At 57.7% G+C, this 16337-nt stretch carries 14 protein-coding genes and 1 pseudogene; 5 read left to right on the forward strand and 10 right to left on the reverse strand.

Going from position 1 to position 16337, the window contains the following annotated elements:
• Positions 1-42: 42 nt before the first annotated feature.
• Positions 43-548: pseudogene (locus AC3ITY_RS13670) on the forward strand (ClbS/DfsB family four-helix bundle protein).
• 201 nt (positions 549-749) lie between these two features.
• Here the strand turns inward: AC3ITY_RS13670 and AC3ITY_RS13675 are convergent.
• From AC3ITY_RS13675 to AC3ITY_RS13715, 9 genes are all read right to left on the reverse strand, one after another.
• Positions 750-1169 (reverse strand): SRPBCC family protein, encoded by a 420-nt coding sequence (locus tag AC3ITY_RS13675; protein ID WP_489309854.1) that lies wholly within the window; start codon positions 1167-1169, stop codon positions 750-752.
• Between the two features lie 130 nt (positions 1170-1299).
• Positions 1300-2499, reverse strand: coding sequence for an MFS transporter (locus AC3ITY_RS13680; protein WP_489309856.1), 1200 nt, complete (start codon positions 2497-2499; stop codon positions 1300-1302).
• Positions 2500-2507: 8 nt separating this feature from the next.
• The gene (locus AC3ITY_RS13685; RefSeq protein WP_489309858.1) at positions 2508-2900 is read right to left on the reverse strand and encodes a GlcG/HbpS family heme-binding protein; all 393 of its coding nucleotides are present in this window, start codon (positions 2898-2900) and stop codon (positions 2508-2510) included.
• Between the two features lie 84 nt (positions 2901-2984).
• Positions 2985-3704 (reverse strand): IclR family transcriptional regulator, encoded by a 720-nt coding sequence (locus tag AC3ITY_RS13690; protein WP_489309860.1) that lies wholly within the window; start codon positions 3702-3704, stop codon positions 2985-2987.
• Positions 3705-3783: 79 nt separating this feature from the next.
• Positions 3784-5064, reverse strand: a complete 1281-nt coding sequence (locus tag AC3ITY_RS13695) for an MFS transporter (RefSeq protein ID WP_489309862.1) — start codon at positions 5062-5064, stop codon at positions 3784-3786.
• A gap of 50 nt (positions 5065-5114) precedes the next feature.
• Entirely contained in the window at positions 5115-5972 is an 858-nt protein-coding gene (locus AC3ITY_RS13700; protein WP_489309864.1) for a sugar phosphate isomerase/epimerase family protein, read from the reverse strand.
• Positions 5973-6039: 67 nt separating this feature from the next.
• Entirely contained in the window at positions 6040-7215 is a 1176-nt protein-coding gene (locus AC3ITY_RS13705; RefSeq protein WP_489309866.1) for a dihydrodipicolinate synthase family protein, read from the reverse strand.
• 19 nt (positions 7216-7234) lie between these two features.
• Positions 7235-8005 (reverse strand): 3-ketoacyl-ACP reductase, encoded by a 771-nt coding sequence (locus tag AC3ITY_RS13710; RefSeq protein ID WP_489309868.1) that lies wholly within the window; start codon positions 8003-8005, stop codon positions 7235-7237.
• A complete protein-coding gene (locus AC3ITY_RS13715) occupies positions 8002-9147 on the reverse strand; it encodes an acyl-CoA dehydrogenase family protein (RefSeq protein ID WP_150758470.1) in 1146 nt (381 codons plus the stop codon). Before AC3ITY_RS13715 ends, AC3ITY_RS13710 begins: the two co-directional genes overlap by 4 nt.
• A gap of 191 nt (positions 9148-9338) precedes the next feature.
• Between AC3ITY_RS13715 and AC3ITY_RS13720 the strand changes: the two genes are divergently transcribed.
• On the forward strand, positions 9339-10850 hold the full coding sequence (locus AC3ITY_RS13720) for a CoA-transferase (protein ID WP_489309870.1): 1512 nt from the start codon (positions 9339-9341) through the stop codon (positions 10848-10850).
• A 56-nt stretch (positions 10851-10906) separates the two neighbouring features.
• Here AC3ITY_RS13720 and AC3ITY_RS13725 read toward each other — a convergent pair whose 3' ends face one another.
• Positions 10907-11563 (reverse strand): TetR/AcrR family transcriptional regulator, encoded by a 657-nt coding sequence (locus AC3ITY_RS13725; RefSeq protein WP_489309872.1) that lies wholly within the window; start codon positions 11561-11563, stop codon positions 10907-10909.
• 227 nt (positions 11564-11790) lie between these two features.
• On the opposite strand from AC3ITY_RS13725, the gene AC3ITY_RS13730 reads away from it, so the two are divergent.
• From AC3ITY_RS13730 to AC3ITY_RS13740, 3 genes are all read left to right on the forward strand, one after another.
• The gene (locus tag AC3ITY_RS13730) at positions 11791-13302 is read left to right on the forward strand and encodes an aldehyde dehydrogenase family protein (RefSeq protein WP_489309874.1); all 1512 of its coding nucleotides are present in this window, start codon (positions 11791-11793) and stop codon (positions 13300-13302) included.
• Positions 13303-13339: 37 nt separating this feature from the next.
• Positions 13340-14992 carry a GMC family oxidoreductase gene (locus AC3ITY_RS13735; RefSeq protein ID WP_489309876.1) on the forward strand — a complete coding sequence of 551 codons (1653 nt, stop codon included), beginning with the start codon at positions 13340-13342 and terminating at the stop codon, positions 14990-14992.
• 193 nt (positions 14993-15185) lie between these two features.
• On the forward strand, positions 15186-16292 hold the full coding sequence (locus AC3ITY_RS13740) for a sugar ABC transporter substrate-binding protein (protein ID WP_489309878.1): 1107 nt from the start codon (positions 15186-15188) through the stop codon (positions 16290-16292).
• Positions 16293-16337 lie beyond the last annotated feature (45 nt).

The raw sequence follows: 16337 nt of genomic DNA on the forward strand, positions 1-16337 counted from the left end.
GCGTGTATGGCCTTTGTTGGTAACTCATATGAGCAGAAGAGCATGATCCCTCAAAACAAAGACGAACTTCTTACCGCGATAAACTTGAATTTCGACAAGCTTTTGAAAGACCTGCGCAGCGTCCCGTTGTCGACGGTTGATGAATACTGCATAGAGGGGCACGCTCAGGGAACACAGATGAGCATTGCCAATCTCACAGCCTACTTAGTCGGATGGAATGAACTGGTCTTGAAATGGCTCGACCGGAGCGTCGCCGGCGAAGCGATTGACTTTCCCGAAAAAGGCTTCAAATGGAATGAGCTAGGTCGGCTCGCGGAGAAGTTCTATAGCGATTATGAAGACGTGCCGTTCCCGCAGCTTGTTGAGCGACTGGAAGCCGCTAAGGCTCGAATTGTTCGATAGAGGCCCGCAGCAACGACGATCTCTACGGCCGTTCTTGGTATGAGAAGTGGACGATGGGACGCATGATCCAGTTCAACACATCTTCGCCCTACGCGAATGCGCGCGTCCGTATTCGAAAATGGATAAAGGCAAAAAACCTATTGTGAGTTTGGATATTTTACGAGCTTAAATCGGCACTCCCCGATGGCAAGTCGAAATCTGAATATCGTGTAACTCGGATCGCAGTATGGCGAGCGAAAACTCAACGGTAGTCTATGACCGGAAATGGATTGGGTATCGTAGATCCAACCCAGCCCGGGGTGATTTCCTGCAACTCGCCGGTGCAGACATCACCCCAGTCGCCATCGTCAGTTCGTGGACTCGATGATGTTTTTCAGGTGTTCCAGACCTTCGCAGTACAAGTCCTCAAAAAGCCGAGTGACCTCAGCCTCATCTGCATCCTTGACCAAAAAGGTACTGGACCAAGAAACCAGTGTGCCGCCTTGGCCATCATCCTTGGCCGACATCGTGCCAACGTAATCAATGACCGGTGATGGGCCCTCAAGAAGGGCGTAGGTGTATTGTTTTTGATCTTCGTCAAACGTTAGCAAGCGCTCAACAATGATTGCGCCGTCAGCCGTTTTCAGATGGCGTAGGCGCCCTCCGTCGCTGAGGGTGCTGCTCACGATGACACTGAGCCAACGGGGCAGCCAATCAAAGCCGCCCAGAAGTGACCAGACTTGTTCGATGGGACGTTCAATGGCAATTGAGACGCGGACTTCATTCATGTATTTCACCTTTGTAAGAGAGGGATTTGATGGATGACTGACGCCCCCATCAAAGGTGGGTGGAGCTGATCATCTGAAAAGTGAATCAGGCCACTACTGTCTGTCTGTCTGGCAGCTTCAAAAAATTGCCTCAACCGACAGTCGAACTCCGGCGTACATGGCGCTGATCTCTACGATTGCGCGACACCAGCCAAACCAGCGGCAACTGCGCAACGATGACCGTCACAACGCCCGCCCACGGTGTGAGGGCCATCTGCCCGTTGTTGACCAGGGCACTGCCGCTGGTTTCTCCCAGGGCGATGCCTAGGTTGAATGCCGAGATGTTCAGTGCCGAGGCGAACGCTATGGCTTGTGGGGTGAAACGCTCAGCGGTGGCCAGCATCCCCGCCTGCGCTGCGGGTGACAGGCCGAAAGCCAGTGCTCCCCAGAAAAACAGCATCACCACAATCGGCATTTGATAGGGCAGCAACAGCGCGACAGCGGCCAGTACCAATGCCAGCATTACGAAGATAATGCGCAGTGCAGGTTGCCAGCCAATTGCGGCCGCTAGCCGGCCCCCGCCGAGATTGCCCGCCAGTGTCGCGATGCCGAATACGACCAACAGCAGATTGGCGGTTTCGGTGGAAAAACCGCTGATGTCGGTGAGGATCGGCGTGATAAAGGTGAACGCGGCGAAGCTTGCACCGAAGCCCAATACGGTCACTGCCATCATCGCCAGAATGGCTGGATGCCCGAGTGCCGCCAGTTGAGTCAACGCCTTTCCCGAGGGTGGCGTTGGCACGTTAGGCAACCATAGTGCGGTAGCCACCAGGGCCACTGCGGCCAACAACGCGACGGCATAAAACGGCAGTCGCCAGCCCATGCCGTTGCCCAGGAAACTGCCAAGCGGTACACCGACAACCATTGCTAGCGTCAGGCCGGCGAACATCGCTGCGATGGCTTTACTTGATTGTCCCTTCGGCGCCAGGCTGGCGGCGACGGTGGCACCGATAGCAAAAAAACTGCCATGCGCGAGTGCTGTCACAACGCGTCCTGCCAACAGCGAGCGGTAATCGGTGGACAGTGCGGCCAGCAGGTTCCCGCCCAGAAATATCGCAATCAGCGTCAACAACACCGGTTTTCGCGGCAGACGTGCCAAAGCCAGAACCGTCAATGGCGTACCTATGGCCAGCGCCAGTGCGTACAGCCCGACCAGGCTGCCCGCACGCGCCAGTGGTATGTCGAGGTCAGAGGCGATAGCTGGAAGGATACCCACGACAATGAACTCGGCCATACCGATAGCGAAGGCTGTCACCGCCAATGCCAGTACGCCTGGATGAATGCGTTGCATGGCCTGACTCATGGACGGCCTGCCGCCTGCAGAGCGATCACCTGATCAGCCTCGACGGTGGCACCGGCGACGCCTACGGCGCCGATGACCTTGCCCAGGTCATCGTGCAACACCACGCCTCCACCAAAGCTGATCAGCCCACCATTGGTGGCTTCCAGCGAGTAGATAGGCCCACCCGGTTGCGCCTGCACACCCAGTTCGGCACTGTCGGTGCGAAACAATGCTGCAGTGCGCGCTTTCTTCAGCGAAACATCAATGGCGCCTGGCACGGCGTCATCCATACGGACGAATTGGCGCAGAAGTCCGGCATCGTCGACCACGCTGATGCAAACGGCAAAGCCTTGATCACGCGCCAGCGCTTTTGCACGGTTGATCACTTGCAGGGACAGTTGCTCAAACATTTGGGGCTCCATTGAGTAAAACGACAGAGTCCCGATGATCCCGATGATTGCTTTCCAGGGGAATATACCCCCGGTCATTGGCGACTAAAGTTTGAGCATGTCGAACATTTCCCGCATGGCCTGGGTCGCCAGCTTGTGCAACGCGTTTTTGGGCAAGCGAGACGCCGGTGCCGCGACGCCGAGTGCCGCGACTACCCGACCTTGCAAGCGCAGGGGCAGCGCTACGCAATTGAGCCCGGCCTCGGCTTCTTCAAGGTCCAATGCATAGCCATCTGTGACGATGCTTGCCAATTCATTCTCCAGTTCCACAGGTAGCAATTGCGCACGGCACAAACTGCGGCGCAAGTCTTCGTCGAAGGCCAGGAATATCTTGCCGATGGCCGAGGTGGTCAGGCCCGCGCGGCGCCCACGCGGGCTGGCAACGCGCAGGCTGCCGGTGCCTTCAAGGGCGTCCATATAGAAGTATTCGCGGGTGCCGCAAGGTGCCGCGAGAAAACAGGTTTCGCCACTGCGTTCGGCCAGTGTACGCAGGGCAGGGGCGAAGGTTTCACGCAAGTGTGCATCCGCATCGCTCAACGGCTGCGCTATCTCCCGCAGACGCAAGCCCAGGGCGTAGTGCGTGCCGCGACGGGCGATGTAGCCCATGGCGGCCAGGGTATTGAGCAAACCGTGCAAGGTGCTTTTGTGCAAGCCCGACTGCGCCGCAAGGTCTACCAGGCGGATTTCGCCACCTGCCGCCGCGATGGTTTCAAGAATCATCATCGCGCGTTCGACGGACTGTATGCCTTTGTTCTCGTTGATCATGTGAGGGACGTTCGTTGGCCTGTAATGAGTCTGAGGTCCACGAGGCGCAGTGCCTCGTGGTTCGGCGAAAGCCCGGATATCAGGTTGTCACAGGTTCTTGAAGCACGGACGCGCCACGACTGCCCATGAGCCGCATGATTATCCATGCGGTCAGGTAAGAACTCGCGCACACCATGAAAATCAGGTTATAGCCGAGGGTGAGATTCTCCATTGTTTTGTAGTGTTCCAGAACCAGGCCGACGATGAATGGAAAGATCATCCCGCCCATTGAGCCCGCCGTGCCGCCAATGCCCATGACCGAGGCGACTTGCGAGCGCGGGAAATTGTCTGCAACGGTGGTGAACAGGTTGGCCGACCATCCCTGATGCGCAGCCGCCGCCAGGCTCAGCAGACCGACCATGACCCACATGTTGTCGACGTAGCTGGAGAACCCGATAGGCAAAACCATTATCGCCATGATCAACATCGCGCTATTGCGGGCTTTTGTTGTCGACCAGCCAGCACTGATCATTCGCGACGAAAGCCAGCCACCGCCGATGCTGCCGATGGAGGTCGCGCAGTAGACAATCATCAGCGGCAGGCCCAGGTGCTTGAGGTCGAGTTCGAAGCGACTGGAGAAGTAGGACGGCAACCAGAACAGCATGAACCACCAGATCGGGTCGGTGAGGAACTTGCCGGTGACAAACACCCAGGTTGAGCGCAGCTTTAGCAGATCGGCCCATTTGACCTTGTCGACGGGCTCAACGTGCGCATCCTGATTGATGTAGCTCAGTTCGCCGGCACTGATCCGTGGATGGGCGGCAGGGGTGTGGTAATACAACTTCCAGAACACCAGCCAGACAAATCCGGTCAGGCCGGTAATTACAAATGCTGACTCCCAGCCATACGTTGCTGCGAGCCAGGGCACACAGGCCGGCGCCAGAATCGCACCGACACTGGTCCCGGCAGTGAGAATGCCAACGGCCAGGGCACGTTCTTTTTTCGGGAACCATTCTGAGACGGCTTTGATCGCCGCCGGGAAGTTGCCGGATTCCCCAAGTCCCAGCAGCGCCCGCATGTACATGAAACTCAAGGTGGAGTGCGCCGCGGCATGGCCGATCGCCGCGATGCTCCAGACCGTGATGCACAAGCCATAACCGAGCTTGGTGCCCAGACGGTCGATCAGTTTGCCGAAGACCAGCAAGCCACCTGCGTAGCTTGCTTGAAAGACAATGACCAGATAGCTGTAGTCCGTCTCGCTCCAGTGAAACTGTTGTTCCAGAAGTGGCTTGAGCAGGCCAAGCACCTGTCGGTCGAGATAGTTGATAGTGGTGGCGAAAAACAGCAGCGCACAGATTTGCCAGCGGTATTGATGTGACATTTGGGCATCTCGCTTCTTATTGTTCTTGTGATCTTGTGGGGACACGGCAGTTAACAACAGCGCTGCAAACGTTCGGCGCACACGCGCAAAACCTCGGCTTCGTCGCGCTTCCACCAATTGTCCCGGGAAAAGATTTCGACTTCGACAGCGCCCTCATAACCGGCCGTTTCAACCTGTTGGCGAATGCCACGCAAATCGATGACGCCGTCGCCCATCATGCCGCGATCCAGCAGCAAGTCCTGGGTAGGCACCAGCCAGTCGGACAGGTGCAGGCCCAATATCCGGTGTTGTGCGCCGGCGCGTTGTATCTGCTCGTGCAGTTTGGGGTCCCACCAACAGTGATAGACGTCCACGGCAACGCCCAGATGTTGGTAGTTTCCAGGCTCGAGCACTTCGCATAAGTCCAATACCTGCTCCAGCGTCGACAAACAGGAACGGTCCGCCGCATACATCGGGTGCAGGGGTTCCAGAGCCAGTGATACGTGATGCTGTCTGGCGTGTTCAAGTAACAAGGCCAAGCCTTCAGCTACCTGCTCGCGTGCTGCCGCCAGATCCCGGGAGCCTGCGGGCAAGCCACCGACCACCATGACGAAACATTGCGCTTGCAACTCGGCGGCTTCTTCGATGGCTTTGAGGTTATCGGCAATGGCGGCGTCGAAGTCCTGACGCGTGGCTTGCGGGATGTAGGTCGAGCGACAATAGGCGTTTACCTTGAGCCCGCTGTCCTGTAACTGCCGGCGAACCTGTCTGAGCGTGCGGCCTTGCATATCCTTGCGCCATGGGGCGACGTAACCGAATCCCGCGCGGGCAATAAGGTCCAGGGTCTGCTCGATGGGCAGACGATGGCCTAGCGTGGCGGTGTTGATCGAGCAGAGGTCGAGCCGGTTTTCCAGCGTGCGCAATATCATTCAATTCTCCACGAATGCAGGTGGTCCCATCACGGAGCGCGGCACAGGCGGCGCTCCGCGTAACTCGTTAAGCGTCTACGCCATAGAGACCGAGGAAGGCTTTCATTCTGGCCACGGCCAATGTCGGGTCGCTGAGCAGCCCGGCCTGGTCGGCGAGGCGGAAGATCTCGCAGAAGTAGGGCAGGGGACGCATGGCTTGCTGGCCGCCGAGCATAATGAAGTGATCCTGATGACCATTGAGGTACGCCAGGAACACCACACCGGTTTTGTAGTACTGAGTCGGACTGCTGAAAATCAGGCGTGCCAGTGGCACGGTAGGATCGAGCAGGGCGTGGTAACGCGCCACATCCCCCTCTGCCAAAGCCGCCAGTGCGTGAGAGGCCGCCGGTGCGATGGCATCGAAAATACCCAGTAGGGCGTGGGAAAAACCCTGTTCATCACCGGCGATCAGTTCCGGATAGTTGAAGTCGTCACCGGTGTACATCTTCACCGATTCCGGCAGCCGGCGTCGCAGGAGGATTTCCTTTTCCTTGTCGAGCAGCGAAATCTTGATCCCGTCGACCTTGGCAGGGTTTTCGTGAATGATCTCAAGACAGGTATCCAGTGCGTGCTCAAACGTCTGACTGCCCCAGTACCCGGTCAAGGCCGGATCGAACATGTCACCCAGCCAATGCAAAATCACCGGTTGCCGGGCATCCGCCAATACCTTGCGGTAAACCCGCTTGTAGTCCTGGGCACTTTTGGCGACACGCGCCAGGGCGCGGCTGGCCATGAGGATGATGCGCCCGTCGAGCTTGTCGATGGCGCTGTGTTGTTCGTCATACGCCTTGAGAACATCATCAAGACTACTGGCGTCATTTACCGCCAATTGATCAGTCCCGCAGCCGGAAAAAATCACCGCATGCTTGATGTCGCGCGTGTCTTCGAGCGTGCGCTTGATCAGCTCCAGTGCGGTCGGCCAATCGAGGCCCATGCCACGCTGGGCTGTGTCCATTGCCTCTGCAATGCCCAGGCCCTGTTGCAGGAGATAGCGCCGATACTGAAGGGTTTTGTCCCAATCGATGGCGGCGGTGCTGCCGGGCTGGTTGGCACTGAACGGATCGGCGACGACGTGTGCGGCAGACAAGGCGATTCGGTTATTGGGCAACGGTCTGGCCGGCGGCAAAAGAGGTTCGCCAGTCAACGAGTATTTCTGCAGCGGGCGGGCCGCGTCAGTGGTCAACAAATCAATGGTTAAAGGCATGTGCTTGTCTCTTGGCAAATTAGAACTTTGGAATCAGTAGGCCGCCGTCCACCGGCACTGCCTGGCCGACGGTGTAGGGCAAACCGCCGGTAGCCATGGTGATCACGACACGCGCGACATCTTCGGGCAGTCCCCAGCGCTTGATGGCGGTCAGGCCATGTTCGATTTCCGCGTCGTAGCGGGCCTTGGACGGTGCCGTCATCTCGGTGGCGATCAGCCCTGGTTGCACCTCGTAGACCCCAATGCCTTCATCGGCCAGACGCACCGCGAACAAGCGCGAGGCCATGGACAAGCCAGCCTTGGAAATGCCGTATTCGCCTCGCAAGGTCGACACCGCATGCACGTTGGAGGAGGTGATGGTGATGATGCAGCGATGACGTTCGCTCGGCGTTTGCAACTTCAGGCGCCGGGCAAACGCCTGGGTCAGAAAGAACGTGCCGCGGGTGTTGACCTGATGGCATCGATCGAAGCTCTGCCGGGTGACGTCAAGCAAGTCGCCCCGTGATAGCACCGACACCCCGGCATTGTTGACCAGGCATGTCAGCGGGCCGAGTGCTGCCTGTGCAGCATTGAGCAGCGTTTCATGTTGCTCGATGGCCGCGATGTCACCGGCCAGTGCAACGGCGTGTGCGCCTGCCTCTGTGGTGAGCCGTACGGTTTCCTGCAGCGCCTCATCGACCTGCAAATCCACCACGGCCAGATCGAAACCGGCTTGCGCCAGGCCCACCGCAATGGCGCGGCCGATACCCCCGCGTGCGCCGGTAACCAGCGCGGTTGGACGCGCAATCATGACCGTGCCCCGTGGTTGAGCAGTTCACGGGCAATAATCGTGCGCTGGATCTGGTTGGTGCCTTCGTAGATCTGGGTGATCTTGGCGTCGCGGTACAGACGCTCGACTTCGAAACCACGGATGAATCCGCTGCCACCGAACAACTGCACGGCATTGGCGGTGTGCGTCACGGCGATGTCTGCGGCGAAACACTTGGCCATCGAGCAGGCAATGGTGGCGTTGTCAGCGCGGTCCAGGCGATCCGCGGCATCGAGTACCAACAAGCGCGCGGCACGAATGTCTTTGGCCATGTCCGCCAGAATCCACTGCAGCCCCTGGTTGTCAGCGATGGGTTTGCCAAACTGTTTGCGTTGCGGCACGTACTCGAGCGCCGCCTCGAGACCGGCCTGGGCAATGCCCACCGCCAGCGAGGCGATACCGATCCGGCCTTTGTCCAGGGCGCTCATCATAATGTGAAAGCCACGGCCTTCCTGGCCGAGCAGGGCATCGGAAGCGAGTTCGACGTTGTCGAAATTCAAACCGCCGACCTGCGACGCGCGTTGTCCCATCTTGTGTTCTTTAGGGCCTTTGGACACGCCGGGCAAATGGCAATCGACGATGAAGATACTCATCCCGCGTTTGCCCGCCGCCGGGTCGGTGCGCGCCAACACAAACGCCAGGTCAGCCACCGGTGCGTTATGAATCCACAGTTTCGAACCGTTCAGCAGCCAACCGTTCTCGGTACGAACAGCGGTGGTGCGAATACCCGACACATCCGAGCCAGCCTCGGCTTCGGTGATGCAGTACGCTGGGTGCTTTTGTGCGCTCAGCAGAGACGGCAGAAAACGTTCACGCTGTTCGGCGCTGCCGTGCACCGAAAGTAAAGTGCCGATGAGTTCCAGCAGACCGCATTGGTCCGCTATCGAGGCATAGCCTCGCGACAACTCTTCCATCACCAAGGCGTAGGCGCTGGTATCCAGGCCGGCACCACCAAACGCCTCCGGAACGGTGATACCGAACAGGCCCAGTTCACCCATCTGACGGTACAGCGCGGCAGGGAAGCTTTCGTCGTGATCGAGCTTTTCAGCCAGCGGACGGATCGCCTGGTCGGCGAATCGACGGGCCAGATCACGGATCTGCACGTGGGTTTCAGAAAGCTGCATTGTTTTTTTCCTTTCTGTTGCGCGACGGGAATGACCTTCATCGCTTGGGTTGTGTTCTTTTTTCAGCTGGATTAAAGTGGATTTAAGTAACCAACTGGTTATTTATTTAATGCGTCCTTTCGGAAGGCGTCAAGCGCTCTCTGAAAATTCTCGGATTCGATTGCGGCAAACGTATTGATGAGGAAACAACAATGAAAAGAAGCTGTTCATCAGCGTCAGAAGTGGTCACCAGGATTGGTGACGGGGCCACGATCGCGGTGTGTGGTTCCGGCACTCTGCTGGAACCTGACGCGCTGCTTGCGGCGATCGAAGAGTCGTTTTTGCGTACAGGCCATCCCTGTGGGCTGACTGTGGTCCACGCCCTGGGCATTGGTGATGGGCAAGGCAGCGGCCTAGAGCGACTCGCTCACGAAGGCTTGGTGAAGAAGGTCATTGGCGGGCATTGGAGCTGGTCGGCCAAGATGCAGGCGTTGGCGCGCAACAATGCAATCGAGGCGTACAGCTTGCCTGCCGGGGTGATCATGAGCCTGATGCGTGAGATCGGCGCGGCGCGTCCGGGCCTGATCACGCATATCGGCCTGGGCACCTTCGCCGATCCACTGGTCGCAGGTGGCAAATGCAACGCCCGGGCGACTGAGGCGATCGTTGAGCGTCTGGACATCGATGGCAAAACCTACTTGCGCTACAAGCCGTTCAAGGTCGATGTGGCGATTGTTCGCGGCAGCCTGGCCGATCCGAGCGGCAATATTTCCTTGTGTCACGAAGCGGCGGATCTGGATGCCTATGCGCTGGCGTTGGCCGCTCATAACAGTGGCGGCAAGGTTTACGCGCAGGTCCGTGAATTGAGCGACAGTGCTTTTGTTCCGGCGCGGCTGGTGCGTATTCCCGGCGTGCTGGTCGATGAAGTGGTCGTCGTGCCCGAGCAGCGGCAATGTGTGGCGGCCGATTATGACCCGGCCATCAGTGGCGAATGCCTTGCGCAATCGGCGGAGATTGAAAACGCCATTCCCGACGACATCCGTCGAATCATTGCGCAACGCGCCGCTGACGAGTTCATGCCCGGCATGTCTTTGAATTTCGGGTTTGGCATCCCGGGTGGCATTCCTTCATTGCTGGCCGAGCGCGGTTTGCAAGACAGCTATTGGGGCAGCATCGAACAGGGCATTCACAACGGCCGGATGATGGGCGGCGCGATGTTTGGCGCAGCGCGCTATCCGCAAGCGATTGTCACCTCGCTTGACCAGTTTGATTTTTACAGTGGTGGCGGGGTGGACCTGGCTTTTCTCGGCATGGGTGAAATGGACAGCCAGGGCAACGTCAACGTTTCCAGCCTCGGTGGCACGCTGGTCGGTCCCGGTGGGTTTATCGACATTACGCAGGGCGCTCGCAAAGTGGTGTTCTGCGGGGCGTTCGAGGCAAAGGGCCTGGAGGTGGCGAAGGTCGGTGGCGAGTTGCAGCTCAACCGGCTCGGTGAGGTTCCCAAGCTGGTAGAGAAGGTTCGTCATATCACCTTCAGCGGTCCGCAAGCCGTGCTTGCCGGACAAGAGGTGCTCTATGTCACGGAGCGCGCGGTGTTCAGGCTTTTACCTGAAGGCATTGAGTTGATCGAGGTCGCACAAGGCGTCGATATCGAGCGTGACGTGCTGGATCGCATGGCATTCGTGCCGATCATTCGCGACGTCAAAGTGGCGGAGCTGGTGTGATGTTGGCCCCTTTTGGCTTGCGCTCGAGCGAAAAGGGGCGATCGAGTGTGGCACTTTCAGTCGGGGCGCAGCATGCCGAGGATCGTCTGAATATTGAAGTCGATACGGGCTTGCAGCGCTTCCGGAGACATCAGATCGAAGCCGTAGATGATCTCGCCGGTAAAACGGTTGTTGAGGTAGTAGTAATTGATCGCGGCAATCGTGATGTTCAGTTGGATTGGATCAATACCTTCACGGAACACGCCTTGTGCAACGCCTCGAGCCAGAATCTCGGCGACCATCGAAACCATCGGCGCATGCATGTCATGCATCTTTTCCCGGGACCGTTTCAAATGCGCGGCTTTGTGCAGGTTCTCACTGTTGACCAGGGTCAGGAAATGAGGGTTTTTCAGGTAGTACTTCCAGGTGAAGCTCACCAGTTTGCTGATCGCTTCGACCGGTTCCAGTTCTTCCAGTTTGAGTTTGCGTTCCGCTTGGCGAATGTCTTGATAAGCCAGTTCAAGTACGGCTTCGAACAAACCTTCTTTATTGCCGTAGTACTCGTAAATCATTCGTTTATTGGATTTTGCTCTCAGCGCGATGCTGTCAATGCGGGCACCGCCAAGCCCCAACTTGGCAAATTCGATTTTAGCTGCGTTCAGAATTCTCAGGCGCGTGGCATCGGAATCGCGAGTAGGGCGCGCCGACGTGTCGTCGGTAGTTTTCGTGGACATTTAAAACGCTCTCCAGAGCATAGGTGTTGTTACTCATTACGCGGATATGGCGTGCCACGCGGCAGGGCGATGAGCTTAGCCGTAGGGCCATGGGGCTGACAAATAAAGCTTAGCCTGAGGCTTGTATGTAAACAACTGGTTAGTTATATATATTTGGCTGGCGGTTTATCTGCTCCGTTTTTTGAGCATGAACTGCCTGAATCGAACGCTGTACAGAGGACGTTTTTGTGAATAACAACAATGGCAACACCCGGATTCATCAACTGCCAGCTCAACCGCGCCACTTTGACATGTTCATTGACGGGCAATGGACGCAGGGCTCGGCACTCAAGCAGGTAACGCGCATGAGTCCGGCGCATAATGTGCCGGTGAGTCAGTACCCATCGGGTGGTGTGGCCGATGTCGATCAGGCGGTGGCAGCCGCTCGCCGGGCGTTCGATCATGGGCTTTGGACCAAGTCCGGGTCGGATTTTCGTGCCACGGTGCTGTTGAAAACAGCGGCATTGATTCGCCAGAACAGTGAAGAACTGGCGCTTTGCGAAACGCTCGAAACCGGAAAACCGATCAATCAGTCTCGCGGTGAAGTACTCGGTGCCGCGGGTATCTGGGAATATGCCGCAGGGCAGGCCAGGGCATTGCACGGTGATTCGTTCAACAATCTGGGCGATAACCTGCTTGGGTTGGTGACCCGTGAGCCGGTGGGTGTGGTGGGTTTGATTACCCCGTGGAATTTCCCATTCTTCATCCTTGCGGAGCGGTTGCCCTTCATTCTCGCTTCCGGTTGTACTGTGGTTGTAAAGCCCAGCGAGCTGACTTCCGGCACCACGTTGATGCTGGCAGGCCTGCTGAAACAGGCCGGTTTGCCCGACGGCGTCGTTAACGTGCTGACCGGACCGGGCTCGGTGGTAGGGCAGGCGATTTCTGAACACGCCGACATCGATATGGTGTCCTTCACCGGCTCCACGGAAGTTGGACGCCTGACCATGGCTGCCGCCGCTGGCAACATGAAAAAAATTGGTCTGGAGCTCGGCGGCAAGAATCCGCAGATCGTTTTCGCCGACGCTGATCTGGACGCGGCGGCCGATGCCATTGTCTTTGGTATTTGCTTCAACGCCGGGCAATGTTGCGTCAGTGGCAGCCGCGTGGTGGTCCATCATTCCGTTGAACAGCTGTTGACCGAAAAAATAGTCTCGCTGATCGCCAAAGTGCGCATCGGCGACCCGCTGGAAGAGTCGACGCAAGTCGGTTCGATTACCGAGCAACGGCATCTGGAGAGAATCCTGGGTTACATCGAGCAAGGCCGCAAAGAGGGTGCCGTACTCGTTCATGGCGGTAGCCGGATCGAATCCGCGCAGGGGCTTTATCTGCAACCGACGGTCTTCAGTCAGGTGACTGCGGACATGGTCATTGCCCGCGAAGAGATCTTTGGCCCGGTGCTGACCATTACCGCGTTTGACGAATTCGACCAAGCCATGCGCCTGGCCAACGACACGCCGTTCGGCTTGGCGGCGAGTATCTGGAGTCGCGACCTGGAAACTTCATTGCAAGCGATGCGGCAAATCAAGGCCGGTCGGGTGTGGGTCAACACCACCATAGCCGGCGGTCCGGAATTGCCTTCTGGTGGTTTCAAGCAATCGGGCATCGGACGTGAAACCGGTCGCTATGGGGTTGAGGAATACACTGAACTCAAATCTGTCCATGTGCAGTTGGGTGAGCGCCCCCGCTGGGTTGAAGTCTGAACTGCCTCAGTACAAAAATAAGACTGGAGACAACAAAATGTACGATTTCGTCATTATCGGCGGAGGCTCGGCCGGTTGCGTACTGGCCGCCCGGTTGAGCGAACCGGCTGATGTTCGAGTACTGCTGCTCGAAGCCGGGCCTGCCGACACCAACCCTTACATTCATATGCCGGTGGGCTTTTTCAAAATGACCGGTGGCCCGCTCACGTGGGGTTATGACACGGTGGCGCAGGGGGACATCCAGAATCGCTCGATTCTCTTTCCTCAGGGGCGGGTTTTGGGCGGAGGCGGCTCAATCAACGCGATGGTCTATACCCGAGGCAACGCCAAGGATTATGACGATTGGGAGCAGGAGGAAGGTTGTCGCGGCTGGTCTTATCGTGACGTACTGCCTTATTTTCGCAAGGCCGAGGACAACGAACGGTTCTCCAATGAGTACCATGGCACCGAAGGCCCCTTGGGTGTCTCCGACCTGATCACTGTCAACGAGCTGACGAAGGCGTTCGTGCGGTCTGCCCAGGAAGCGGGGATTCCGTACAACGCTGACTTCAATGGTGCCAAACAAGAAGGCTGTGGCACCTATCAAGTCACGCAACGCGGTGGACGTCGTTGCAGCGCGGCTCAAGGCTATTTGAGCAAGATTCGCAATCGACCCAATCTGACCATTCAGACCGAGTGCCTGGTCACTCGGATTCGTATCGAGAACGGCCAGGCCACCGGTGTGGAATATGTTCAGGGCAGCGGTTCACGCGAGGTGAAATTCGCCGCAGCCGAGCGCGAAGTCGTGGTGGCGGCAGGTGCAATCGGCTCACCCAAAATTCTGATGCTGTCGGGTGTCGGTCCGGCCGAAGAACTGGCCGGTCTGGGGATCGCAGTCAAGCAGGACTTGCCTGGTGTAGGCCAGAACCTGCAAGACCATTTTGATATCGACATCGTCTATGAGCTCAAGGGTTCGCAAAGCCTGGACAAGTACGCCAAACCGCACATGATGCTGATGGCGGGCCTGGAATATAAGCTGTTCAACAAAGGCCCCGTGACTTCGAACATCGCTGAAGCCGGTGCTTTCTGGTATGGCGACTCACGGTCCACTACACCTGATCTACAGTTTCATTTTTTGCCGGGAGCAGGCGTCGAAGCGGGTATTCCTCCCGTTCCTTCAGGGGCGGGCTGCACGCTCAACTCGTACTTCCTGCGTCCTCGCAGTCGCGGTAGTGTCAAGTTGCGTAGCGCTGATCCATTGCAGCCGCCGTCGATCGATCCCAATTACGTCAGCGACCCGTATGACCTGCATGTCTCAGTAGAAGGCATCAAGTTGAGCCGGGAAATCATGGCCCAGCACTCCTTGAGCCGTTACCTCAAATCCGAGCATTTTCCCGGCGGTAGCGCGCGCACCCAGGCGGATTACGAGGACTACGCACGACGCTGTGGGCGAACCGGCTATCACCCCGTCGGGACATGCAAAATGGGGGTAGACGAACTCGCTGTGGTCGACCCGCAACTGCGTGTGCGCGGTGTGCAGCGGCTACGCGTCATCGACTCTTCAGTGATGCCACGACTGATCAGTGCCAACACCAATGCACCTTCGATCATGATTGCCGAGAAGGGCGCTGACCTTCTGCTGGGGCGCACAATGACGCCGTCTGAGGTACAGACCAGAATCGGTCTTCAGTCCCAGGATCAAATCATATAAAGCTCGGGTTCCTGCGCATTGATGACGACTTCTGATGCGCGGGAGCTTGTTGGCTATCAACCGTTTGAGAATTTTTAACCTCCCCCAATCTCTAACGATTGCATCCTCGCTGCATTAGATTTATAAATAACTAGTTGGTTACTACAAATACAATAAAGCGCTTATCACCCGGTGAGGCGCGCCCGGAGGTCACATGAATAACAACAATGAAAATGATCCAGTTCGGCTCCTGGAAATGAGCCGACGCAAGCTGCTGTTGGGTGCCGCCAGCCTGGCCGGTGCCGGTGCAGTGGCGGGCTTGTTTCCCACGATGCTGTGGGCACAGACAACGCTGACTTTCTCCAACTCCTTCCGTTCGCTGACCAATCCCTACCACGCGATTTTCAATCGGGGTGGCGAAGCCTATGCCGCCAACCAGAAGCTGCCTTACTCGCCGCTGGTGACCGAAGGCAACAGCCAGAAGGGCATTGCCGACATTCGCGCATTGATCGCCAAGACTGACGGTAACCTGATCCTCAACGTTGAACCGAACGACTCCGCCGATGCTCGGGTAATCATCGAGCAATGCGTCAAGGCTGGCGTGTACGTCACGACCATCTGGAACAAACCGGATGACATGCACCCCTGGGACTACAGCCCCTATTGGGTGGCTCACATGGCCGAGGATGGCCAGGCCGTGGGTGAAGCGGTGGCCACTGAACTGTTCGAAGCAATGGGTGGCAAGGGCGGCATCGTCGGCTTGGGCGGTATTTTCAGTAACGTTGCCTCGATCGGGCGCCGCAGCGGTCTTGATGCTGCCTTGAAAAAATATCCCGAAATCAAGCTGCTGGATTTCCAGGCGGCCGACTGGAGTGCAAACAAGGCATTCCCGATTGTGCAGTCCTGGCTGACGCGTTTCGGCAGCGAAATCAAAGGCATCTGGTGCGCCAACGACGACATGGGCATGGGCGCACTGGAAGCGTTGCGTGGCGAAGGGTTGGCGGGTGCGATTCCGGTGGTGGGAATCGATGCTATCGAACAGGCAGTCGATGCCATTCGTACCGGTGAATATGTCGCTACCTCCAACCTGGATCCGTACTGGCTGGGCAGCATGGGATTGGCATTGGCGCATGCGGCCAAGACCGGCCAGTTCGATCCGGCTAAAGAGCCTCACGAACATCGCGAATTTTATGTTCGTCCGCAGTTGATCACGAAGAAGAACGTCGAAACGTTTTACGCGGCGAACTTCAAGGCGACGCCGGCACTGGATGTCAGCGATTTCTGGGGTCGAATTGCCGGGCCTATTCGCTACAACTCGTAACCCTTCAGTCGCGGTCTTTCGTGTTTCTGCTGCGCCCTCGATCCG

Source organism: Pseudomonas sp. GL_091 (genome assembly GCF_057837725.1).

Coding starts and splice junctions, on each gene's coding strand:
- AC3ITY_RS13675 (WP_489309854.1), bottom strand. CDS start 1,169: ATGAATGAAGTCCGCGTCTCAATTGCCATTGAACGTCCCATCGAACAA.
- AC3ITY_RS13680 (WP_489309856.1), bottom strand. CDS start 2,499: ATGCAACGCATTCATCCAGGCGTACTGGCATTGGCGGTGACAGCCTTC.
- AC3ITY_RS13685 (WP_489309858.1), bottom strand. CDS start 2,900: ATGTTTGAGCAACTGTCCCTGCAAGTGATCAACCGTGCAAAAGCGCTG.
- AC3ITY_RS13690 (WP_489309860.1), bottom strand. CDS start 3,704: ATGATCAACGAGAACAAAGGCATACAGTCCGTCGAACGCGCGATGATG.
- AC3ITY_RS13695 (WP_489309862.1), bottom strand. CDS start 5,064: ATGTCACATCAATACCGCTGGCAAATCTGTGCGCTGCTGTTTTTCGCC.
- AC3ITY_RS13700 (WP_489309864.1), bottom strand. CDS start 5,972: ATGATATTGCGCACGCTGGAAAACCGGCTCGACCTCTGCTCGATCAAC.
- AC3ITY_RS13705 (WP_489309866.1), bottom strand. CDS start 7,215: ATGCCTTTAACCATTGATTTGTTGACCACTGACGCGGCCCGCCCGCTG.
- AC3ITY_RS13710 (WP_489309868.1), bottom strand. CDS start 8,005: ATGATTGCGCGTCCAACCGCGCTGGTTACCGGCGCACGCGGGGGTATC.
- AC3ITY_RS13715 (WP_150758470.1), bottom strand. CDS start 9,147: ATGCAGCTTTCTGAAACCCACGTGCAGATCCGTGATCTGGCCCGTCGA.
- AC3ITY_RS13720 (WP_489309870.1), top strand. CDS start 9,339: ATGAAAAGAAGCTGTTCATCAGCGTCAGAAGTGGTCACCAGGATTGGT.
- AC3ITY_RS13725 (WP_489309872.1), bottom strand. CDS start 11,563: ATGTCCACGAAAACTACCGACGACACGTCGGCGCGCCCTACTCGCGAT.
- AC3ITY_RS13735 (WP_489309876.1), top strand. CDS start 13,340: ATGTACGATTTCGTCATTATCGGCGGAGGCTCGGCCGGTTGCGTACTG.
- AC3ITY_RS13740 (WP_489309878.1), top strand. CDS start 15,186: ATGAATAACAACAATGAAAATGATCCAGTTCGGCTCCTGGAAATGAGC.